At 74.6% G+C, this 20,753-nt stretch carries 18 protein-coding genes; 11 read left to right on the plus strand and 7 right to left on the minus strand.

Annotated features, from left to right (window positions below; genetic code table 11):
• Nucleotides 1–1,470 (plus strand): sensor histidine kinase (locus tag E1291_RS26115; protein ID WP_242614377.1); only part of this gene is annotated, 1,470 nt, incomplete at its 5' end.
• Between the two features lie 51 nt (nt 1,471–1,521).
• Here E1291_RS26115 and E1291_RS26120 read toward each other — a convergent pair.
• Together E1291_RS26120 and E1291_RS26125 are read right to left on the minus strand one after the other, a co-directional pair.
• Nucleotides 1,522–4,290 (minus strand): ABC transporter substrate-binding protein, encoded by a 2,769-nt coding sequence (locus tag E1291_RS26120; protein ID WP_131740696.1) that lies wholly within the window; start codon nt 4,288–4,290, stop codon nt 1,522–1,524.
• Between the two features lie 46 nt (nt 4,291–4,336).
• On the minus strand, nt 4,337–6,043 hold the full coding sequence (locus tag E1291_RS26125) for a serine/threonine-protein kinase (protein ID WP_131740698.1): 1,707 nt from the start codon (nt 6,041–6,043) through the stop codon (nt 4,337–4,339).
• A gap of 521 nt (nt 6,044–6,564) precedes the next feature.
• On the opposite strand from E1291_RS26125, the gene E1291_RS26130 reads away from it, so the two are divergent.
• Nucleotides 6,565–6,861, plus strand: a complete 297-nt coding sequence (locus E1291_RS26130) for a DUF4193 domain-containing protein (RefSeq protein ID WP_131740700.1) — start codon at nt 6,565–6,567, stop codon at nt 6,859–6,861.
• A gap of 13 nt (nt 6,862–6,874) precedes the next feature.
• Nucleotides 6,875–7,696, plus strand: a complete 822-nt coding sequence (locus E1291_RS26135; RefSeq protein WP_165495290.1) for a hypothetical protein — start codon at nt 6,875–6,877, stop codon at nt 7,694–7,696.
• A 192-nt stretch (nt 7,697–7,888) separates the two neighbouring features.
• Here E1291_RS26135 and E1291_RS26140 read toward each other — a convergent pair whose 3' ends face one another.
• A complete protein-coding gene (locus E1291_RS26140; RefSeq protein WP_131740702.1) occupies nt 7,889–8,176 on the minus strand; it encodes a DUF4235 domain-containing protein in 288 nt (95 codons plus the stop codon).
• Between the two features lie 101 nt (nt 8,177–8,277).
• Between E1291_RS26140 and valS the strand changes: the two genes are divergently transcribed.
• Nucleotides 8,278–10,803 carry a valine--tRNA ligase gene (gene valS / locus E1291_RS26145; RefSeq protein ID WP_131740704.1) on the plus strand — a complete coding sequence of 842 codons (2,526 nt, stop codon included), beginning with the start codon at nt 8,278–8,280 and terminating at the stop codon, nt 10,801–10,803.
• Nucleotides 10,804–10,866: 63 nt separating this feature from the next.
• On the opposite strand, the gene E1291_RS26150 is transcribed toward valS, so the two are convergent.
• Together E1291_RS26150 and E1291_RS26155 are read right to left on the minus strand one after the other, a co-directional pair.
• Nucleotides 10,867–11,565 (minus strand): YidC/Oxa1 family membrane protein insertase, encoded by a 699-nt coding sequence (locus tag E1291_RS26150; RefSeq protein WP_131740705.1) that lies wholly within the window; start codon nt 11,563–11,565, stop codon nt 10,867–10,869.
• A gap of 47 nt (nt 11,566–11,612) precedes the next feature.
• On the minus strand, nt 11,613–11,906 hold the full coding sequence (locus E1291_RS26155; protein WP_131740707.1) for a DUF6412 domain-containing protein: 294 nt from the start codon (nt 11,904–11,906) through the stop codon (nt 11,613–11,615).
• A gap of 227 nt (nt 11,907–12,133) precedes the next feature.
• Here E1291_RS26155 and dut point away from each other — a divergent pair, with 227 nt between their 5' ends.
• The 3 genes from dut to E1291_RS45420 all read left to right on the plus strand — a co-directional run bounded on the left by dut (nt 12,134) and on the right by E1291_RS45420 (nt 13,640).
• Nucleotides 12,134–12,607 carry a dUTP diphosphatase gene (dut, locus tag E1291_RS26160; RefSeq protein ID WP_207400940.1) on the plus strand — a complete coding sequence of 158 codons (474 nt, stop codon included), beginning with the start codon at nt 12,134–12,136 and terminating at the stop codon, nt 12,605–12,607.
• A 3-nt stretch (nt 12,608–12,610) separates the two neighbouring features.
• On the plus strand, nt 12,611–13,435 hold the full coding sequence (locus E1291_RS26165; protein ID WP_131740711.1) for a DUF3710 domain-containing protein: 825 nt from the start codon (nt 12,611–12,613) through the stop codon (nt 13,433–13,435).
• A 124-nt stretch (nt 13,436–13,559) separates the two neighbouring features.
• Nucleotides 13,560–13,640, plus strand: a complete 81-nt coding sequence (locus E1291_RS45420; RefSeq protein WP_503108244.1) for a 50S ribosomal protein bL37 — start codon at nt 13,560–13,562, stop codon at nt 13,638–13,640.
• A 59-nt stretch (nt 13,641–13,699) separates the two neighbouring features.
• Here E1291_RS45420 and E1291_RS26170 read toward each other — a convergent pair whose 3' ends face one another.
• Nucleotides 13,700–14,401 (minus strand): PIG-L deacetylase family protein, encoded by a 702-nt coding sequence (locus E1291_RS26170; protein ID WP_242614378.1) that lies wholly within the window; start codon nt 14,399–14,401, stop codon nt 13,700–13,702.
• A gap of 172 nt (nt 14,402–14,573) precedes the next feature.
• Here E1291_RS26170 and E1291_RS26175 point away from each other — a divergent pair, with 172 nt between their 5' ends.
• From E1291_RS26175 to murJ, 4 genes are all read left to right on the plus strand, one after another.
• Nucleotides 14,574–15,404 (plus strand): ABC transporter ATP-binding protein, encoded by an 831-nt coding sequence (locus tag E1291_RS26175; RefSeq protein ID WP_131740715.1) that lies wholly within the window; start codon nt 14,574–14,576, stop codon nt 15,402–15,404.
• Nucleotides 15,401–16,756 (plus strand): ABC transporter permease, encoded by a 1,356-nt coding sequence (locus tag E1291_RS26180; RefSeq protein ID WP_131740717.1) that lies wholly within the window; start codon nt 15,401–15,403, stop codon nt 16,754–16,756. Before E1291_RS26175 ends, E1291_RS26180 begins: the two co-directional genes overlap by 4 nt.
• A 166-nt stretch (nt 16,757–16,922) precedes the next feature.
• The gene (locus E1291_RS26185) at nt 16,923–17,753 is read left to right on the plus strand and encodes a hypothetical protein (RefSeq protein ID WP_207400941.1); all 831 of its coding nucleotides are present in this window, start codon (nt 16,923–16,925) and stop codon (nt 17,751–17,753) included.
• A 132-nt stretch (nt 17,754–17,885) separates the two neighbouring features.
• Nucleotides 17,886–19,631, plus strand: a complete 1,746-nt coding sequence (gene murJ / locus E1291_RS26190) for a murein biosynthesis integral membrane protein MurJ (RefSeq protein ID WP_131740719.1) — start codon at nt 17,886–17,888, stop codon at nt 19,629–19,631.
• Here murJ and E1291_RS26195 read toward each other — a convergent pair.
• Nucleotides 19,600–20,753, minus strand: a 1,154-nt coding sequence (locus E1291_RS26195; RefSeq protein WP_131740721.1) for a L,D-transpeptidase, incomplete at its 5' end; no start/stop codon positions are given. The two genes, murJ and E1291_RS26195, sit on opposite strands and share 32 nt — an antisense overlap.

Raw genomic sequence — 20,753 nt, forward strand, 5'->3', positions numbered from 1 at the left:
CGCGACGGCACGGACCGCCGGGACCGCGCGGACCTCGAGACCGGGGGAGCGGGCCCCGCGGGCGGGGAGCCCGCCGACCCGGGCGCCGGCGGCGCGGGCGGCGCCGGACCGGAGCCGGGGGGGACGGCGCGTCCCAATGACGTCCACGAGCCCTCCAGGTACACCGACACCGGCCGCGACGAGGCCGGGCGGGACCCGGCCGCGGAGGACGCCTCCGGGGCTCCGGAGGACGCTCAGCCCGCGCAGGCGGCACCGGGCACCCGCCGCAGCGGCCCCTGGCGCCGTCCCGGCCCGCAGCAGTTCCCCCAGCCGAGCCCGGGGGCGAAGGGGCTGCGCCGCGAGGGCGGGTCCTTCACGGCCGACATCAAGGCGCTGCCGAGCCGGATGAGCGTGCGGCTGCGGCTGACGCTGCTGTACGGGCTGCTGTTCTTCATGGCCGGGGCGCTGCTGCTGTTCGTGATGTCGGTGCTGATGGCCAACATCCTCGGCAACGTCAAGATCATCGTGCCGGGGCTGTCGGAGGCCGAGGCGGCCGAGTTCCACCGGCTGTTCGTCGAGCAGACGATGAAGCAGCTGGTGGGGCGGTCGCTCGTCGCGCTCGGCGGGGTCGGGGTCATCACGCTGGTCCTCGGCTACTTCGTCGCCGACCGCGCGCTCAGCCCGCTGCAGCGGGTGACGGCGACGGCCCGCCGGCTGTCGGAGAGCACCCTGCACGAGCGGATCGCGCTGGAGGGCCCCGAGGACGAGATCAAGGAGCTGGCCGACACCTTCGACGCGATGCTGGAGCGGCTCGGCCAGGCGTTCGACTCCCAGCGCCGGTTCGTCGCGAACGCCTCGCACGAGCTGCGCACCCCCCTGGCGATCAACCGGACGCTGCTGGAGGTGGCGCTTGGCGACCCCGAGGTGTCGGACGACCTGCGCGCGGTGGGCCGGACGCTGCTGGCGACCAACGCCCGGCACGAACGGCTCATCGAGGGCCTGCTGCTGCTCGCCCGCAGCGAGCGGGAGCTGACCGCCCGCACGGCGGTGGACCTGGCGGAGGTGGCGGCGGCGGTGCTGGAGCAGTCCGCCCGCCGCGACCACGACAACGACGTCGCCGTCCATCCGGAGCTGACGTCGGGAACGGCGCACGGAGACCCGGTGCTGCTGGAGCACCTGGTGTCCAACCTGGTCGAGAACGCGATCAAGCACAACGCGGACGGCGGGGAGCTGTGGATCCGCACCGGGATCCTGGAGGGCTGGGCGACGGTGCAGGTCGAGAACACCGGTCCCGTGGTGCCCGCCTACGAGGTGGAGCGGCTGTTCGAGCCGTTCCGGCGGCTGAACGCCGACCGGGTCGAGTCCGCCAAGGGCGCGGGCCTCGGCCTGTCGATCGTCCGCTCGGTGGTGCTGGCGCACCGCGGCGCCGTGTACGCCGACCCGCGTCCGGGCGGCGGTCTGATCGTCACCGTCCGGCTGCCGCCCGGCTGACCCGATCCGAACCGGCGCCGGGGGGCGGGCCCGCGGGCCCGCCCCCCCGGGTCACTTGAGCGCGGCGGTCGCGAGCGTCGGGTCGCCGTCGTAGTCGATCTTCAGGTCCACGTACCTGTCGCTGACGAGCACCGCCCGGCCGTCGAAGACCAGGGGGATCAGCGCCATGTCGTCCAGCGCCACTTTCTCGGCCTCCTTGTAATAGCGGGTGCGAGCGTCGGCGGAGGTGTTGCGCAGAGCGCTGGAGATGAGCGTGTCGAACCGGGTGTTCCGCCACCCGGAGAGGTTGTAGTACTGGTTCTTGTCGGTGGCGACGAGGGTGCTGCCGAGCAGCGGCCAGAGCATCGTGTACGGGTCGGGGTAGTCGGGGCCCCACGAGAACAGGGCCAGCCCGGACGCGTCGCCCGCGACGAGTGACTTGCGGAAGCCGGTGAAGTCGGAGAGCGGGGAGTGCCTCACCTCGATCTTCCATCCCAGCACCGACTCCAGCTGGGCCTGCACCAGCGGCGCGAGACGCTGGCCGCTGACCGTGTCCTGCAGGTACAGCCGCACGGTCGTGCCGGGCGGCAGGCCGGCGCGACCCGCGAGCTCCTTGGCCTTGACGGGGTCGGGCACGTCGCACGACGGGCACTGGCCGGTCCGCCCGAAGCCGGGCAGCGCCATCGGCACCACGCCGCGGGCCGGGGGCTGGACGCCGCCCAGCGCGGTGCTGATCTTGCCGCGGTCGAGGGCGTAGGAGACCGCCAGCCGTGCCTCCTTGGTGCGCATCGGCCCCCGCGCGGTGATCGGGACGAGCATCCGCGTGAACGGCGTCGACCCCGTGACGAGGCTGTTCTTCGGGGCGGTGGCGAGGTCGCCGGGGCCGAGGTGGGCCCAGTCGGTCCCACCGGCGGTGAAGGAGGCGCGTCCCTGGGCCGTGTCCGAGCCGAGCTGGACGGTCACCGAGTCGAGCTTGGTCCTGCCGAAGGCCCAGGTCTCGTTGCGCACGAGCATCGCGGACTTGTCCTTCACGTACTGCTGCAACCGGAACGGCCCGTTGCCGACGGGGGCGAGGTTGTAGACCTTGTTGTCGGCCTTCCCCGCGGTCACGGGGACCGGGGCGAAGACGGGGTCCGACAGCCGCGTCGCGAACTCGCAGTGGGGCGAGGTGAGGGCGACGTCGAGGGCGGAGCCGGACGTCTTCACGCCCGACAGCTCGGCGGCCTTGCCGGTGGCGACGTCCGGGTAGCCCTTGACGTCGGACAGCAGCAGCGGCCCGGAGCCGTCCGGGGACGCGGCGGAGCGGGCCCAGCCGCGGGCGAACGCCGCCGCGTCGACCGGGTCGCCGTTGCTGAACCGCGTGCCCTCCCGGAGGGTGATGTGCCAGTTCTCGCACGTCGTGTCCGGGGTGATGCCGATCGCGAGACGGTTGCGGGCGACGCCGTCGGCGCCCAGCTCGGTGAGCCCGGTGAACAGCTGCTTGGCCAGGAAATGGCCGGTGCCGGTGAGCGAGTGCGAGGGGTCGATCTCCCCGCCGGGGCTGGTGACCTCCGCGCTCGTCATCCGCAGCGTGCCGCCGACCCGTCCCGTGGGCGGGTCGGGGTCGTGGCGGGTCGCCCGGACGGCGACCACGGTGCCCACCACGATCAGCACGGCCAGGGCCGATCCGCCGACCCCGGCCAGCACGCGCCTGCCGCGCTTCCCCCTCCGGCGGCTCGGCGGCGTTTCGGTGAGCTCGACGACCGGCGCGGTCGCGTGCCCTGCGGGCCACCCCGGGCCCTCTGCCCGCTGTGCCCACGGCGTGAGGGGCGGAGCAGACGCGAGGGGACCCGCGGGGGTGTGCCCGGCGGGGGGAGGGCCGGGCACCGGCATGGCGGCCGGCGGTTGCGGGAACGCCTGCGGGACGTAGGGCGGCGGGGCCAGGGCGTGCGGGCGGGCGCCCGTCCGTCCGGGGTCGGCGGCGGCCTCCGCGCCCTGGGTGAGCATCTCGGCGTCCTCGGGCTCGCCCGCGCCGCCCGCGGCGGGCAGGCTCCCGGCGAGCCGCAGCAGGTGCGCCAGGACCTGCTGGGAGGCGGGACGCAGCAGCGGGTCCTTGCTGAGGCAGCTCGCGACGAGGCCGCGCAGCGGCTCGGTGAGCGCCCCGAGGTCCGGCGGCAGGTTGAGGATGCGGTGCATGACCGCGGGGATGGAGTCCTGCCCGAACGCGGGCCGGACGGTGGCGGCGTAGACCATCGTCGCGCCCCACGCCCACACGTCGGCGGCCGGCCCGACCGGCGCGCCCGAGATCTGCTCGGGCGCCATGTAGGCGGGCGTGCCGATCGCCGTGCTCGACAGCGTGCCGGTGGCGTCCAGCGCCCGCGCGATCCCGAAGTCGATCACACGCGGGCCGTCCGGCGCGAGCAGCACGTTCGCGGGCTTGAAGTCGCGGTGCACGACCCCGGCGTGATGGATCGCGGCCAGCGCCGTCATCGTGCCGATCGCGACGCGGTCGAGGTCGGCGCCGCGCCGCGGCCCCTCGGCCGCGAGCACCGCCGACAGCGACGGGCCGTCGATGTACTCGCTGACGATGTAGGGGCGGTCGCCCTCGACGTCGGAGTCCAGGACGCGGGCCGTGCAGAACGGCGAGACCCGCTTGGCCACCGCCACCTCGGCGGCGAAGCGGGACCGGGCCTTCGGGTCGCCGCTGAAGCGCGCGTGCAGCAGCTTCACCGCGACGTGGTGGCCGGGCTCGTCCTCGCCGAGGTACACCGCCCCCTGCCCGCCCTCACCGAGCAGTCCGGTCAGCCGGTAGGGCCCGAGATGGGCCGGATCACCCGCCCGTAGAGGGGCGATCTCTGCCATCTGGGTCCTTCCGGAGGGGGAGGGGACGGTGTGCTCTTGTCGCTCGCTACTGCTTGGTCACGTACCCGGACGCGGAGGCGACGGCGTCCGACTGGTTCTGCCGCCACTCCCACCTCATGGTCAGGCCGGTGGACGAGGGGGTGAACGTGATGTACCCCGGCGCGCACTGCGAGGTGGACATCCCGGCCATCGGCGTCTCCCGGTACTGGAGCTTGCCGCTGCCGTCGTCGCCCGACAGCAGCGAGAGCCGGGTGTAGCAGGTCGGCGAGCTGGTGTAGGTGTAGCGCGCGGTGCCGAACGTCCGGATCACCGAGAACAGCACCTGGAAGCTCGACCGGCCGGCGGGGGCGCCCGGCTGCAGGCCCGTGCCCCTGTAGTTGCCGAGGATCCCGCCGGTGGTGGCCGGGCTCGGCGTGCTCGGGGTGTAGGTGTAGCTGTAGGTCGGCCTCGGCAGCGGGTCCTCGGGGTCGTCCTTGGACGCCACCACCGCGATGATCACGATGACGATGATCACGATCAGCGCGAGCACGCCGCAGCCGATCGCGATGATCGGCCCGGCGGAGCTGGACGAGCGCGGCGGCGGCCCGTAGACCGGCGGGACGGGCCCGCCGACCGGACCCGGCGGCCGCGGCGGCGGGGGCGGCCCCGCGTTCGGCATGCCGGGCCCCTGGTACATCGGCATCGGCGGCGGGGTGATCGGCTGGGGCGGCGGGGTCGCCGGGCCCGGCATGCCGGCCTGGTGCATCGGCATCGGCGGGGGCGTGATCTGCTGCGGCGGCGGCGTGTGCTGCGGCGGCGGTGTGTACTGGGGCCGCGGCGGCGGGTTGTGCCGTGCCGGCGGGACCTGCGGCGGCGCCGGGAGCTGCGCGGCGATCCGGGTGCCCTGGTTGAGCAGGTCCTCCTGGCCCGCCCCCGGGTTCGCGGGCGCGGCGCCCACGTGCCCGAGCAGGTTCAGCAGCAGCTGGGCGGCCGGGGGCCGCAGCCCCGCGTCCTTGGACAGGCAGCGCCCGACCAGGTCGCGCACCGGGCCCGCGGGCAGCGCCGACAGGTCCGGCTCCTCGTTGAGGATCCGGTTGATGATCACCGGGAGGGTGTCGCCCTCGAACGGCGACTGGCCGGTGGCCGCGAACACCATGGTCGCGCCCCAGGCGAAGATGTCCACCGCCGGGGTGAGCGGCGCCCCGGTGAGCTGCTCGGGCGCCAGGTACCCGGGGGTACCGACGACCATGCCCGTCGCGGTGACCGCGCTCTCCTGGGAGTTGACCGTCCGGGCGATGCCGAAGTCGACGACGCGCGGCCCGTCCGAGGCCAGCATGACGTTGTTCGGCTTGAAGTCGCGGTGCACGATCCCGGCCTCGTGGATCGCCGCGAGGGCCGTCACCGTGCCGATCGCCAGCCGCTCCAGCTCCGCGGCGCCCAGCGGCCCGTTGTGCGCGACCACGTCGTGCAGGGACGGGCCGTCGATGAACTCGCTGACGACGTACGGCTGGTCGCCGTGGACGTCCGCCTCGATCACGCGGGCCGTACAGAACGGCTCCACCCGCTGGGCCGCGGACACCTCGCGGGTGAAGCGGGCACGGGCGGCCGGGTCGCCGGCCATCTGGGCGTGCAGCAGCTTGACGGCGACGTACTCCCCGCCCGGCGCCCTGCCCAGGAAGACCGCTCCCTGCCCCCCGGCCCCGAGCCGCCCGACGACCTCGTACTGTCCCAGTGCCCTAGGATCGCCCGGCTCCAGCGGAGCGGCATCCGGCATCTGACCCTCCAGTGACCCGCAGTGATGTACCGCGACATTGCGCGCCGGACCCCCTGGAGACGCCGTGTCCGGCCTTCGCCGGGACGTTCGCCGAGGAGGGCCCGCCCCCCAACCTCAGGCGGGCACGATATCGCGTTAGTTCAGACGTTTCACCGAACCGTCTGGTTCAGCGGCCGACCAGCCGGTTCGGCGGGGCCCGCCCGTGGCGGCCGGGTCGGCGCGCGCGACGCGGCCGGGACCGATATGATCCCCGCCGCCGCCGGATCCCCGGCGGCGACCCGGCTGGTGATCAGTGCCGTTGATCAGTGCCGGGCCGTCCGGGCGGGCGTGTGACCGAAGACACAGCGCAAGGGAATGGCCGCGGGTGATCGGTGTCACTCGTGGGAACGGTCGCGCCTTGTGTGTCGCAGGTCACCAACCGTGACAGAATTTCCCGCCCGGATCGGGCACAAGAACGGCCCCCCGTGCGTTAGATCCGCGCGACGGGGCGCATAAAGCACTGAGGGGGATGGAGATAGAAGATGGCGACCGACTACGACAGCCCACGCAAGACAGACGACGACCTGAACGAGGACAGCCTCCAGGAGCTCCAGGCCCGGCGCGCCGACAAGGCCGCGAGCATCATCGACGAGGACCTCGACGCCGGTGAGGTCGCCGAGCTGCCCGGCGCCGACCTGTCGAACGAGGAGCTCACCTTCCGGGTGGTTCCGCGGCAGGCCGACGAGTTCACCTGCACGCGCTGCTTCCTGGTGCACCACCGCAGCCAGCTGGCCACCGAGAAGAACGGCCAGCCGATCTGCCGCGAGTGCGCCGCCTGACCGGGAGCGGCCGGTGACTGGAGAACTCGAACGACGCGACGGGCAGGTGGAGCCGGCGGGCGACGGCGGCTCCACGGAGATCGGCGAGCTGGTCGGCCGGCTCGCCGGTGACGACGGGATGGACCGCGCGACCCGCGGCCGCCTCCTCGGGCGCCTGGCCGGGCTGCTCGGCCAGAGCGCGCGCAAGGTGGGCGCCGCGGGCGTCGGACGCGGGCGCTGGCTCGCCGACCTGCTCGCCGAGGCGGCCCCGCACATCCCGATCCGCGACCTGGAGACGCTGCGCCGCCACCATCGCGGGCTGGAGGGCGAGGCGCTCGCCGACAACCTCGTCCGGGTGGCCGGGAACGCCACGACCGCCGTCGGCGCCGCCGGCGGCGCGCTCGCCGCGGTCGAGTTCGCCGCCCCTCCGCTGCTGCTCACGGCCCCGGCCCAGCTCGCCGCCGAGACCCTCGTGGTCGCGGCGATCGAGGTCAAGATGATCGCCGAGCTGTACGAGGTGTACGGCGTTCGCGTCGAGGGCGGCGGCACCGTCCGGGGCGCGGCGTTCACCACCTCGTGGGCGCGCCGGCGCGGCATCAACCCCCTGAAGGACGAGTCGCTGGCCAGCGCGCTCGGCGGCGCAGCCAAGGCGGCGCTGCGCAAGCGCATGCTCCGCACCTTCGGGCGCCACATGAGCACGATGGGCCCGTTCCTGACCGGCGCGGCCGCCGGCGCCGCGCTCAACCGGGCGGCGACCAGGGCCCTCGCCGCCCGGGTTCGCAACGATCTCCGCGGCATCGCCGGGACCCCGCCCCCGCTTCCCGGCGATCATCCCCATCTGAAACCCGTGGAGTGACCGCCCCGGCCCGGTGCCCGGCGCGAGCCCCGCACCGGCACGGCCGGGGACGGAACCTGATCGACCGGGCGGCTCACCCCCTGGCCGCCCGCCGCGTGAACGCGCCGTGGCCGGTCCCTCTCCCGAGGGACCGGCCACGGTACGCGTGTGCCCGCGAAGGAGCACCGGACCTCCCGCATCGGGACGCCCCGGTCAGACCTCCACCTTCAGGTGCGAGGGCAGCTCGCCGGTGCCCTTGGCCCACTGCCGGGCGGCGGCACGGGTGGCCAGCAGGCGCGCGAGCTCCATGCCGACGCCCATCACCACGGCCCAGCCGATCGCCTCGGACAGCGCCACGTCGGGGGACTCGGGGTTGGTCGGCGGCTCCTTGCCGGTGCTCTTCTTCCAGGCCAGCGTGATCGCCTTCTTCGCGACGAAGCCGCCCGCGAAGGCGGCGGCGCCGGCCATCACGCGATAGCCGATGTCGCCCTTGTCCGCCATGATCGTCCTCCACTCGTCTGGTCACGTCCGACGCTACCGGAACGGCACGGGCCCGGCGCCGAGCGGCCTGTGAGGCGGTCCGATGTCAATACCATTGGCACATGACGGAACAGCCGCGTACGCCGAACGTCCCTGCCAAGCCCTCCCTGGACGGCCTGGAGGACAAGTGGGTACGCGCCTGGGACGAGGCCGGCGTCTACCGCTTCGACCGCACGCGGCCGCGCGGCGAGGTCTTCTCTATCGACACACCGCCGCCCACCGTGAGCGGTTCGCTCCACGTCGGTCACGTCTTCTCCTACACCCACACCGACACCGTCGCCCGGTTCCATCGCATGTGCGGTCGGGCCGTCTTCTACCCCATGGGCTGGGACGATAACGGCCTTCCCACCGAGCGCCGCGTCCAGAACCACTTCGGGGTGCGGTGCGACCCCTCGCTGCCGTACGACCCGTCGTTCGAGCCGCCGGCCGAGCCCGACCCCAAACGCCAGGTCCCGGTGTCGCGCCGCACCTTCATCGAGCTGTGCGAGCGGCTCACCGAGGTCGACGAGAAGGCGTTCGAGGAGATGTGGCGCCGCGTCGGCCTGTCGGTGGACTGGGACCACCTCTACACGACGATCGGCGAGCGGTCCCGGACGGCCTCGCAGCGGGCGTTCCTGCGCAACCTGGCCCGCGGCGAGGCGTACGTCTCCGAGGCGCCGACGCTGTGGGACGTCACGTTCCGCACGGCCGTCGCGCAGGCCGAGCTGGAGGACCGCGAGCAGCCCGGCGCCTTCCACCGGATCCGCTTCCACGGCGAGGACCGTCCCGTCTACGTCGAGACGACCCGTCCCGAGCTGCTGCCCGCGTGCGTCGCCCTGGTCGCCCACCCCGACGACGAGCGTTACCGCGAGCTGTTCGGCACGACCGTCCGGACCCCGCTGTTCGGCGTCGAGGTGCCCGTCCTCGCGCACCGTCTGGCCGAGCCCGGCAAGGGCTCGGGCATCGCGATGATCTGTACCTTCGGCGACGTCACCGACGTCGTCTGGTGGCGCGAGCTGGACCTGCCGACCCGCGCGGTCATCGGCTGGGACGGGCGGCTCGCCACCGAGCCGCCCGAGGGCGTCCCCGCCGAGCCGTACCGGGAGCTGGCCGGGCGGACGGTCTTCGCCGCCAAGGAGCGGGTCGTGGAGCTGCTGCGCGAGTCCGGCGACCTGGACGGCGAACCCCGCAAGATCAGCCGGGCGGTGAAGTTCTACGAGAAGGGCAGCAGGCCCCTGGAGATCGTCACGACCCGGCAGTGGTACATCCGCAACGGCGGCCGCGACGGCGCGACCCGGGCCGACCTCCTCGCGCGCGGCGCCGAGCTGCGCTGGCACCCCGGCTACATGCGGGCCCGCTACGACAACTGGGTCGAGGGCCTGAACGGCGACTGGCTGATCTCCCGGCAGCGGTTCTTCGGCGTGCCGATCCCGGTGTGGTATCCGCTGGACGAGGCGGGCGAGCCGCGCCACGACGCGCCGATCACCCCGTCCGAGGACGCGCTGCCCGTCGACCCGTCCTCGGACGTCCCGCCCGGCTACACCGAGGACCAGCGCGGCGCGCCGAACGGCTTCGCCGGCGACCCGGACGTCATGGACACCTGGGCGACGTCCTCGCTGACGCCGCAGATCGCGGGCGGCTGGGAGCACGACGCCGACCTGTTCGGCCGGGTCTTCCCCTATAGCCTGCGGCCGCAGGCGCACGACATCATCCGCACCTGGCTTTTCTCCACGGTCGTCCGCTCGCACCTGGAGCACGGCTCGCTCCCGTGGACCGACACCGCGCTGTCGGGCTGGATCCTCGACCCGGACCGCAAGAAGATGTCGAAGTCCAAGGGCAACGTCGTCACCCCCATCGGCCTGCTACGCGAGTACGGGTCCGACGCCGTCCGCTACTGGGCGGCGGGCGGGCGGCCCGGCACCGACACCGCGTTCGACACCGGCCAGATCAAGGTCGGCCGGCGGCTCGCCATCAAGATCCTCAACGCGTCCAAGTTCGTGCTGGGGCTCGGCGAGGCGGGCGACGGCGCCGCCGCGACCGAGCCGCTCGACCGGGCCATGCTGGCGGCGCTGTCCGGCGTCGTCCGGGACGCGACGGAGGCGTTCGAGGGCTACGACTACGCGCGCGCCCTGGAGCGCACCGAACGGTTCTTCTGGGAGTTCTGCGACGACTACCTGGAGCTGGTCAAGGCGCGGGCGTACGGCGAGGGGCCCGAGGCCCTGTCGGCGCGCGCCGCGCTGCGCACCGCGCTGTCGGTGCTGCTGCGCCTGTTCGCGCCGGTCCTGCCGTTCGTGACCGAGGAGGTCTGGTCGTGGTGGCGCCGGGGATCGGTGCACGCCGCGTCCTGGCCGTCGGCCGCCGAGCTGCCGCCCGGCGGCGACCCCGCCGTCCTCGCCGCGACCGGGGAGGCGCTGCGGCAGGTCCGCAAGGCCAAGTCGGCGGCGAAGGCGTCGATGCGCGCGGACGTGGAGCGCGCCGTCGTCCGCGGCGCCGAGGTGACCCGCGTCGCGCGGGCCGACCTCGCCGCGGCGGGCCGGATCGCCGAGCTGGCGCTGGAGGACGCGCCCGCAGGGCTGACCGTCGACGTCACCCTGGCCCCCGCCGGCTGATCTCGGGCCGCCCGCCCCGCGCGTCGGAACGCGCGGGGCGGGCGGGCCTCGGCGCGCCGTCCGTCAGGCGGGCGCGGGAGCCGTCCCGCGGTGCAGGACCGCCCTCTCCACGGCCGTCCAGGCACCGGACGTCAGCATGTACAGGCCCGCCGCCAGCGGGACGAACGCCGCGACCACGACGGTGCCGAACGGCAGGATCCGCAGGACGAGCCCCATCGGGCCCGTCGCCGTCGCCCGCCGGGACATCACGGTGGCCACCACCGCGAGCAGAGCGAACAGCGCGAGGAACACCAGCGACGGCGGGGCGAGAAGACCGCCCCCCACGAGGCCCACCCAGGTCTGCCCGAGGGGCGCCCCGAGGAGCGTGTGCGTGAGCAGGAGGTTCTGGTGACCGGCGATCGTCGCCGAGACGAACAGCCGGTACATCACCATGAAGAGTGGTGCCTGCGCGACCATCGGCAGGCAGCCGGCCAGGGGAGTGGCGCCCTCCTCCTCGTACAGCGCGGCGGTCTCGCGCCGCAGGCGTTGCGGGTCCTTCGCGTGCTTCTTCTGCAGGGCCTGGAGCCGGGGCAGCAGCCGGGCGCGTCTCCGCTCGCCCTTGGCGGCGGCGACGGCGAGCGGCAGCAGCGCGAGCCGCACTGCGGCGGTGAACACGACGATCGCGGTGGCGGTGGCGAGGGCGCCCGTTCCGGGGCGCAGGACGTCGGCGAGCCCTGTGACCAGGGCATGGGCGATCGAGACGGGGGTGTCGAGCAGGAACATGGGGACCCTTCGTGGGCGAGGTGGAGACCGGTGGCGTCGGGCCGCGCTCAGGCGGCCGCGGCCCCGGTTCCGGGTGCCCTCGGGCGGGGACGGCCCGCCGCGTCCGGGTCGCGCTGGGGGAGAAAGGCCGTCCGCAGCGTGCGGTCGCGCAGGGTGGTGCGGACGCGGGCGGGCGCCGTCCGGTGCCCCCGGTGCGCGGACGACCGCACGGCCGCCAGCACCAGCAGGCCCGAGAGGGTGAGCGCCGCGGCGGTCAGCGCCGGCGAGCCGGGCGCCGACACGGCCCAGCCGGCCACGGCGGCGACTTTCAGCAGCGTGGCGATCACCGATGACCAGGGCACGGCCGACCTCTCGTTCAGGGTTCCGTCCTGACGGACGCGCGGGCCGCCCGATCGGTTCCCACGGCCCGTCCCGCCGGCGAACGGCCCCTCCCGCGAGCGGGTAGTGTGCCGCCGGGACCCGCGGCGTTTTGCGGGCGGCCCCGCACCCGGCCCCCGGTAAGGTCGGGTGGCCTCCGGCCGCCCCGCCGCCGGGACCGGCGCGAGGCTCCCAGAGCGTGAGGTGGACCGTGAGCAAGGTCGATGTGCTGATCAAGCGGCTTGACCCCGGGCTGCCCCTGCCGCAGTACGCCCACGCGGGCGACGCCGGGGCCGATCTGGTCGCCGCGGTCGACGTGGAACTGCCCCCCGGAGAGCGCGCCGTCGTCCCGACGGGCATGGCGATCGCGCTGCCGGACGGCTACGCGGCTTTCATTCACCCGCGGTCCGGTTTGGGCGCTAGGTTGGGGGTGACCATAGTGAATGCACCCGGTACGGTCGATGCCGGCTATCGGGGTGAGATCAAGGTGACCCTGCTGAACACCGACCTCCGCGCCCCCGTCACGCTGCGGCGCGGGGACCGCATCGCCCAGATGGTCGTGCAGCGGGTGGAGCACGCGGTGTTCCACGAGGTCGCCGAGCTTCCCGGATCGGCGCGCGGAACCGGCGGATTCGGCTCCACGGGCGGGTTCGCGGATAATGAGCACAGTCGAGAAGGAGCGTGAGTCGTGGCTTTTGGACGTCGCCGGCAGGCCGAGGAGCCCGAGAAGGACCCCGGGGTGACCGAGGAGTCGGCGGAGGCCGTCGACGAGGAGGCCGAGCAGGAGGAGACCGCGGCCGAGGCGGGCTCGGGCGGCCCCTGGGACTCCGAGGACTCCTTCCCCGAGCTCCAGCGGCTCGACTTCGGGTCCCTCCAGGTCCCCGTGGCGCCCGGTCTCGGGTTCCAGGTCAACTTCGAGGCCACCCAGGTGGACGAGGAGGGCAACCCCCTCGACGGGCGGCCCGTCGCGGTGCTCGTCCAGTACGAGGAGAGCGCGATGCAGCTCCAGGTGTTCGCCGCGCCCAAGCGCAGCGGCATCTGGGAGGACGTCCGGCGTGAGACCGCCAAGGACATCCAGGAGGAGGCCCAGGGCCAGACCCAGGAGGGTGAGGGGCCGTTCGGTCCCGAGCTGCTGGCGATGGTGCCCGCGCCGCTGACCGAGGAGGTCCTCGCGGAGATGCCGCAGGAGGTCCGCGAGCAGATCCCCGCCGAGTTCGTCGAGCAGGGCTGGGCGCCGCAGATCATCCGTTTCCTGGGCGTGGACGGTCCCCGCTGGTTCCTCCAGGCCGTGGTGCAGGGCGCCGCGATCGAGGACGAGGAGCAGTGGCAGGTGCTGGAGGACGTGCTGCGCGGCGTGGTCGTGGTGCGCGGCGACGCGCCGATGCCGCCCCGCGACCTTCTGGAGCTGCAGATCCCCCAGGAGTTCAGCGAGGCCGGGGAGAACGCCGAGGAGGAGGCCGTGGAGACCTTCGACCCGTTCGAGCGCGGCCCGGAGATCACCGAGGTCCGCTGACCCCGGCGCCACCGCCGCCCACCGGGCCGCACCTCCGTTCCGGACGTGCGGCCCGCCGGTTTTCCGGCCCCCGGCCGGGCGGGCGTCCCTTGCCTTCGCGGCGCTCCGGAGGGTCAATCGGGGCATGTCGAAGAGGACGCGCAAACGCCGGGCCCGCAAGCACGGAAAGCACAACAAGGGCAAGCGGCCGAACGCCCGCCACTGAGGGCCGGCGCCGGTGTCCGGCCGGCCCTTCCCGGCGGCTCGTCCGCGGCCTCGCCCAGGTCAGCTCGGGATCAGCTCGAACGGTATCGCGTGCGGCACGCCGACCTCCCGTCCCACCGGCTCCGCGAGTTCCGTGAGGAACGCCGCGGCGTCGAAGTCCTCGCCGAGACCGGCGAAGTACGTCCGGTGCGCCAGCAGCGAGTCGATGCCCTCTTGCAGGTGACCCGTCACGTCCACGTAGTGCGTGGACTGCGGTGACCCGCCGAACAGCGCGAAGCGCACACCCCGCCACGCCTCCAGCCCGAGATCGCGGAAGACCCACCGGTTGGCGGCGTCGCGGACGGCGTCGGCGACCGCGAGGCCGAGCACCCGGTGGTCGGCCATGTTGAAGCCGCCGCCGGGGAAGGTCTCCCGGAAGTTCACCGAGAGGACCACCTCCGGGCGGTGCCGCCGGATCGCCGCGGCCAGCGCCCGCCGCAGCGGCAGGCCGTACTCCAGCTCGCCGTCCGGCAGGTCGAGGAACTCGACGGTCTCGACGCCGACGTGCCGGGCCGCCTCCAGCTGCTCACCGGTGCGGACCCGGCGCGCCTCGTCGGGGTCCATGCCGTCGATCCCGGCCTCCCCGCGGGTGGCCAGCAGCTCCGTCACCGTCTTGCCCTGCCGGGTCCACTTGGCGACGGCCGTGGACCCGCCGTACTCCAGGTCGTCCGGATGCGCCACGATCGCGAGCGCCCGGTCCCAGTCCTCAGGTACCGCTTCCATGTCCCCATCCTCGCCCATCTCACGGCCGGGGCTCCTGGTCGGCGCGTTCCAAAGGTGGGGTTTTGCCTACCCCGGTCGGCGTGCTGGACCCATCCTCGCGGCCTGCGGGCGTCCGTAGTTTCTTTCTCAGCGGCGCCCCATGAGGGGGCACCGGAGCTGAGAGGTGAGGACGATGCTCGGACGCAGGGCGGCGGGCAAGGCGGCGGGCCAGAGGGCGGGCACGCCCGCGGGGACGTCGCGGGACGAGGCGCTCCGGCTTGAGAACGTGCGCAAGGTGTACGGCACCGAGGACAACCAGGTGGTCGCGTTGGACGGGGTGTCGCTGTCGCTGCCGGCGGGGTCGTTCACCGCCGTGATGGGCCCCTCCGGTTCCGGGAAGAGCACCCTGCTGCAGTGCGCCGCCGGGCTGGACGTCCCGTCCGAGGGCCGGATCTTCGTGGACGGCGCGGAACTGGCCGGGGAGAGCGAGGCGGCGCTGACGAGGTTCCGGCGGCAGCGGATCGGGTTCGTCTTCCAGCAGTACAACCTGCTGCCGACGCTCACCGTCATGCAGAACGTGACGCTGCCGCTGAAGCTCGCGGGCCGCCGGGTGGACCGGGAGCGGGCGCAGGCGGTCCTGGAGCGGGTCGGTCTCGGCGACCGGCTCGGGCACCTGCCCGCGGAGCTGTCGGGCGGGCAGCAGCAGCGGGTGGCGATCGCGCGGGCGCTGGTCACCGAGCCGCGGGTGCTGTTCGGCGACGAGCCGACCGGCGCGCTCGACACCCGCAGCGCCCGGGACGTGCTGGGACTGCTGCGCGAGGCCGTCCGCGGGTACGGGCGGACGGTGGTGATGGTGACGCACGACCCGGTCGCCGCCTCCTACGCCGACACGGTGCTGTTCCTGGCCGACGGCCGGATCGTCGGGCACCTGCCCACGCCGTCCGCCGAGGCCGTCGCGGAGCGGATGACGCGCCTCGCCGAGGACGTCGAGCGCCAGCGCGCGATGACGGGGGCCGGACGATGACCGCCCTCGCCCTGCGCTCGCTGCGCCGCCGCGCCGGCGCCTTCCTCGCGAGCTTCCTGTCGATGTTCCTCGGCGCCACGATCCTGATGGCGTTCGCGTCCATGCTGGACACCGCGGTCGACGGCGACGTGTCCGGGCCCGCCCGGGAGACGCTGATCATGATGGCGAGCGTCGTCGGCGGCTGGGGGCTGCTGCTGGTGGTCTTCGCCGTCACCTCGACGCTCACCCTGTCGGTCCGGCAGCGGGCGGCGGAGATGGCGCTGCTGAAGAGCGTCGGCGCGACGCCGGGCCAGCTCGCCCGGATGATCGTCGGGGAGGCGGCCGGAATCGCCGTGGTGGCGGCGCTGCTGGCGGTCCCGCCGGCGATCCTCACCGGCCGCGCCCTGCTCGGGATGTTGCACCGCACGCACCAGGTCCCGGCGGCCGTCGGCCACTCCTTCGGGCCGATCGCGCTGTCGATGGGCCTCGGCATCACCTTCGTGTCCGCCACCGCCGCCGCGCTGATCACCGCGCGCCGCGCCGGCCGCGTCCGGGTGACCGAGTCGCTGATGGAGGCGTCCACCGGCACCGCGCGGATGAGCCGCAAGCGGGTCGTGTTCGCCGGGCTGTTCCTCGCGCTGGCGGCGGACCTCGCGGTCCTCACCGTCACGGTGATGCGCGACGAGGGCAGCCAGGCCATGGCCACCGCCGGGCAGGCCGACATCCTCGCCGCGATCGGGCTGGCGCTGCTGTCCCCGCTGATCATGCGCCGGGTGACGGCGCTGCTCGCCGCGCCGCTGCGCTCGCTGTTCGGGGTGACCGGCGACCTCGCGGTCACGACCATGGGGCGCCGGGCGGGCGCCATGGCCGCCGCGGTGACCCCGGTCATCCTGTTCACCGGGACCGCCGTCGGCACGCTGTTCATGCAGGCCACCGAGAACGCCGCGATGGACGCCGGCGGCCTGGTCAAGACCGCCGAGCAGAAGAGCATCGAGACGCTCAACCTGGTGGTCATCGGGATGGTGGTGCTGTTCACCGCGATCATGCTGGTGAACACGCTGGTCGCCGCGACCGCGCACCGGCGCCGGGAGTTCGGGCAGACGCGGCTCGCCGGCGCGACCCCCGGCCAGGTGCTCGGCACCGTGACGCTGGAGGCGGTGGTCCTGACCGTGACCGGCGTCCTGTGCGGGACGGTCGCCTCGGTCTTCACGATCGTGCCGTACGGCCTCGCCCGGATGGACTCGGCCACGCCGGACGGCAGCGTGTGGACCTACCTCGGGGTCGTCGCGCTCGCCGCGGTGCTCACCGGCGTCACCGCCTGGGGCGCGGCGCGGCGCACCCTCCGGACGCCGGCGATCGAGACGCTGCGCTGATCCGCCCGCCGGCCCCGGCGGCGTCCGCCCGCGGCGGGCCGGGGGTCATGGCATCCGCCATGGCCCCCGGCCCGCCGTTCGTCGTTGGACGGGCCCTCGCCGCGCTGGCGGGGCCCCGCCGGGGCCGGGGTCGGGACGCGTCGCTTGACGGGGCACGGTACGCTGGGTGAGTACTCACTCATTCATGGAGGTCGTGATGTTCGGGGTACCGGTGGCGCAGGCGGCGACGGGCGTCCGGGCGGTCTGGACGGACGGCCGGCGCGTCGAGCGCGTCGCCTACGCGATCGGGGCCGCGCTGTTCGCGTCCGGCCTGTTCCACCTGCTGGTGTTCGCCGTGGACGGCGGGCCCTGGGAGGGACCGGTGTCGTGGCGCAAGGCCGTCACGTTCGGGCTGTCCTTCGGGCTGACGCTGACCTCGATCGCCTGGGTGACCTCCTACGTCCCCCTCGGCGCGCGCGCCCGCAACGTGATCCTCGGCGTGTTCACGGCCGACTGCGTCGCCGAGGTCGGGATGATCACGCTCCAGGCGTGGCGGCGCAGGCCGTCCCACTTCAACATGGAGACGCCGCTGGACACCGCGATCTCCCGGGGGCTCGCGGCGGGCGGCGTCATCCTGATCGTCACCCTGGTGATGTTCACGATCGCGTCCTTCCGGGCCGCGCCCGGCACCGCGCGCAGCATGACCATCGCCGTCCGGGTCGGGTTCGTCGCCCTGATGTTCGCGCTGCTCTCCGGCGCGGTGATGATCGCCAGGGGGGTGGCCCTGGTCCAGACGGGCCACCAGCAGGCCGCCTACCACGTGGCCGGGGCGCTGAAGCCCGCGCACGCGGTGACCATGCACGCGATCCTCGTCCTGCCCGCGCTGGCGTGGCTGCTGACCTACACCCGCCTGCCGGAGGACCGCCGCGTCCGGGTCGTCGTGCTCGCCTCGTCCGCCTACGCCGTCGCGGCGGTCGCCGTGATCGCCGTGTCGGCGATCCGGTTCGCCGCCGCCTGACCCGGGTCCCGGCCCGCGGCCCGGCCCGAATCGCCCGTTCGGCCGACCCCGCGGGCCGGAACCCGTCCTTTCGGCCGAGGGCCGCGCCCTTCCCGCCCGGTCATACTCCCGTCGAGAACGACGGGAGCGCCCATGCAGGAGCACACGCGGGACGACGAACGACGCCCGGACCGTGACCGGGCGGCCGGGGACGTGCCCCGCCCCGGGCCCGGCGGCGCCCCGCCGGGCCTGGCGCGCGCCGGCGCCGTCATGGCGGCCGGGACGGTCGCGTCCCGCCTGACCGGGTTCGTCCGCACCCTGGCCGTCGGCTCCGCGCTCGGTACCGCCCTGCTCGGCGACGCCTACCAGACCGCCGAGATGATCCCCTACACCGTCTACGAGCTGCTGCTCGGCGGGCTGCTCGCGGGCGTCCTGGTCCCGTTCCTGGTCCGGCGGCGGATGCGGGACGCCGACGGGGGCGAGGCGATCGAGCGGCGGCTGCTCGGCGCGGCGCTGCCCGCGCTGGCCGTCCTCACCGTGCTGGCCGTGCTCGCCGCGGACCGGCTGACCTCCCTGTACGCGGGCGACTACACCGGACGGCAGCGCGAGGTCACGGTCCTGCTCACCCGGCTGCTGCTCGTGCAGGTCTTCTTCATCGGCGTCAGCGGGCTCGCGGGCACGATGCTGACCGTGCGGCGGCGGTTCGCCGCCGCGGTGTGGGCGCCGGTCGCCAACAACCTCATCACGGCGGCGGCCGCGGGGGCGTTCCTGTGGGTCGCCGGGCGCGGGCGGACCACCGCCACCGTCACCGACGCGCAGCTGACGGTGCTCGGCGTCGGCTCCGTGCTCGGCACGCTCGTCCAGACCGCGCTGCTCGTGTGGACGCTGCGCTCGGCCGGGTTCCGGTGGCGGCCGCGCATGGACCTGCGCGGCGCCGGGCTCCGCGAGCCCGCCCGGACCACGGGCTGGATGCTGCTCTACGTCGCCGTGGCGCAGGCGGGCGTCCTCGTGATCGCGAACGTGGCGTCCCGCGCGGGGGCCCGCGCCGCCGCCGCGGGCCATCCGGAGGGCGGCGGCCTCGCCGCCTACAAGCTCGCCCTCGTGCTCTTCCAGCTGCCGCACGCGGTGGTCGCCGTGTCGCTGATCACGGCGCTGCTGCCCCGGATGAGCGCGCACGCCGCCGGCGGCCGCCGCGACCTGGTCCGCGCGGACCTGTCGCGCGGCCTGCGGCTGGCCTGCGCGCTGCTCGTCCCGCTGTCGCTCGGGATGCTGGTGTTCGCCGTCCCCGGCTCGGTGGCGCTGTTCTCCTACGGCAGCGTGACGCCGGACGCGGCGCGCCGGGTCGGCGCGGTGCTCGCGGTGTTCGCGCTCATGGTCGTCCCGTTCACCGTCCACCAGCTGCTGACGCGCGTGCTGCACGCCCTCGGCGACACCCGCTCCGCCGGGCTGATCGCGGTCCCGGCCGGGATCGCGCAGGCGGTCGCGGCGGTGCTGCTGCTGCGCTGCGTCCCGCCGTCCGACGTCGTGACCTGGCTTCCGGCGGCGTCCGGGCTGTTCTCCGCCGTCGGGGCGGCCGGGGCGTTCCTGGTGCTGCGCCGGCGGCTCGGCGGCGCGGACGGGCGCCGCATCGCCGCCACGCTCACCCGCCTGCACGTGGCGGCGCTGCCCGCGCTGGCTTTCGCGGCGGCGGTCGTGTGGGGCTTCGGCCGCATGCCGGGGGAGCGGCTTCCCGGCGTCCTCGCGGTCCTGGTGGGCGGGCTCGGCGGCGCCGTCCTCTACTTCGCGGTGGGCCGCGTGATGGGCGTGCCGGAGCTCGCCCACCTCACGGCGATGGCACGCGGCCGGCTCCGCCGCCGGCCGGCCGGTGTCAGCGCGGCCGGTGGGCGGGCACGGTCCTGACCGGGTGGCCGAGGGCGCTGCCGGTGACCCAGCGCGTCCAGGGCAGCTGCCAGTATCCCCAGCCGTTGGTCCACTCCAGGATCCGGTCGGTGCCGGTCACGGTGACGACGTCGCCGCGCAGGGAACCCGCGTAGTACCACCGGGCGAACCCGGGCGGGGCGTTGACGCAGCCGTGGCTGACGTTCTCCCGGCCCTGCGCGCCCACCGACCAGGGCGCGGAGTGGACGTACTCGCCGCTGCTGGAGATCTGCACCGCGTGCCGCACCTTCAGCTTGTAGTAGCGGGGGTCCCGGTGGTCGGTCACGCCCATCCACGCCGACGTCATCACGACCGGGTCGCCCTTGCCCATCGTGAGGTGCACGCCGCTGGTCGTGGTGTACGCGCGGCGCCCGCCCTTGCCGGCGCTGATCCCGGCGGTCCGCACCAGGCGGCCGCCGATCCGCACGCTCATGCGGTGCGACCTGGTGTCGACCGTGCTCAGGCGGGCGGCGCCGACGTCGAAGGAGGCGGCGTGACCGGCCGCGCCGTACACGTCCGGCGCGGCCCGCACCCCGGCGGTGTGCGCGGTGAGCGCGACGTGCTCGTGCGCGGGCCAGTAGCGGCGGGGCCGGAACACGACCCGCTGCGGGGTGACCCAGTGCCAGGCGCCGGTGACGCGCCGGGTCGTCCGCAGCTCCAGCGCGCGCTCGACGGCCGCGCGGCGGCCGATCGGCCGGTCGAAGTCGACGATGACCGGCATGCCGACGCCGACGAGCTCGCCGGGCCGCGGCGTGACGTCGACGATCCGGAAGGTGCCGGCCGGGCGCAGCGTGGTGAACCGGGACGTGGCGGCGGTGCGGGCGCCGTTCCCGTCCGTCCCGGTGGCGGAGACGGTGTAGGCGGTGCCGGGGCGGAGGGTCCAGCGCGTCCGCCAGCCGCGCCGCCCGGCGGTCATGCGCCCGGGGACGGGGGCGGCGTCGCCGTCCGCGCGGACCGTGACGCGCTCCAGCGTGCCCCGCACGGCGGTGACGACGACGTGCTCGTCCGGGAGGACGTCCCGGGATCCGCCCGCCGGCGCGACGGCGATCGCGGCCTGGACGCGGGGCGCGGCCGCCCCCGGAATCCCCGCGGCGACCTCCGGGG

It is taken from the genome of Actinomadura roseirufa (assembly GCF_900659635.1).
Classification (GTDB): Bacteria; Actinomycetota; Actinomycetes; order Streptosporangiales; family Streptosporangiaceae; genus Spirillospora; species Spirillospora roseirufa.

What these genes read in the sequence shown, in the direction of transcription:
- E1291_RS26120 (WP_131740696.1), bottom strand. Translation starts at nt 4,290, where the DNA reads ATGGCAGAGATCGCCCCTCTACGGGCGGGTGATCCGGCCCATCTCGGG.
- E1291_RS26125 (WP_131740698.1), bottom strand. Translation starts at nt 6,043, where the DNA reads ATGCCGGATGCCGCTCCGCTGGAGCCGGGCGATCCTAGGGCACTGGGA.
- E1291_RS26130 (WP_131740700.1), top strand. Translation starts at nt 6,565, where the DNA reads ATGGCGACCGACTACGACAGCCCACGCAAGACAGACGACGACCTGAAC.
- E1291_RS26140 (WP_131740702.1), bottom strand. Translation starts at nt 8,176, where the DNA reads ATGGCGGACAAGGGCGACATCGGCTATCGCGTGATGGCCGGCGCCGCC.
- valS (WP_131740704.1), top strand. Translation starts at nt 8,278, where the DNA reads ATGACGGAACAGCCGCGTACGCCGAACGTCCCTGCCAAGCCCTCCCTG.
- E1291_RS26150 (WP_131740705.1), bottom strand. Translation starts at nt 11,565, where the DNA reads ATGTTCCTGCTCGACACCCCCGTCTCGATCGCCCATGCCCTGGTCACA.
- E1291_RS45420 (WP_503108244.1), top strand. Translation starts at nt 13,560, where the DNA reads ATGTCGAAGAGGACGCGCAAACGCCGGGCCCGCAAGCACGGAAAGCAC.
- E1291_RS26170 (WP_242614378.1), bottom strand. Translation starts at nt 14,401, where the DNA reads ATGGAAGCGGTACCTGAGGACTGGGACCGGGCGCTCGCGATCGTGGCG.
- E1291_RS26175 (WP_131740715.1), top strand. Translation starts at nt 14,574, where the DNA reads ATGCTCGGACGCAGGGCGGCGGGCAAGGCGGCGGGCCAGAGGGCGGGC.
- E1291_RS26180 (WP_131740717.1), top strand. Translation starts at nt 15,401, where the DNA reads ATGACCGCCCTCGCCCTGCGCTCGCTGCGCCGCCGCGCCGGCGCCTTC.
- murJ (WP_131740719.1), top strand. Translation starts at nt 17,886, where the DNA reads ATGCAGGAGCACACGCGGGACGACGAACGACGCCCGGACCGTGACCGG.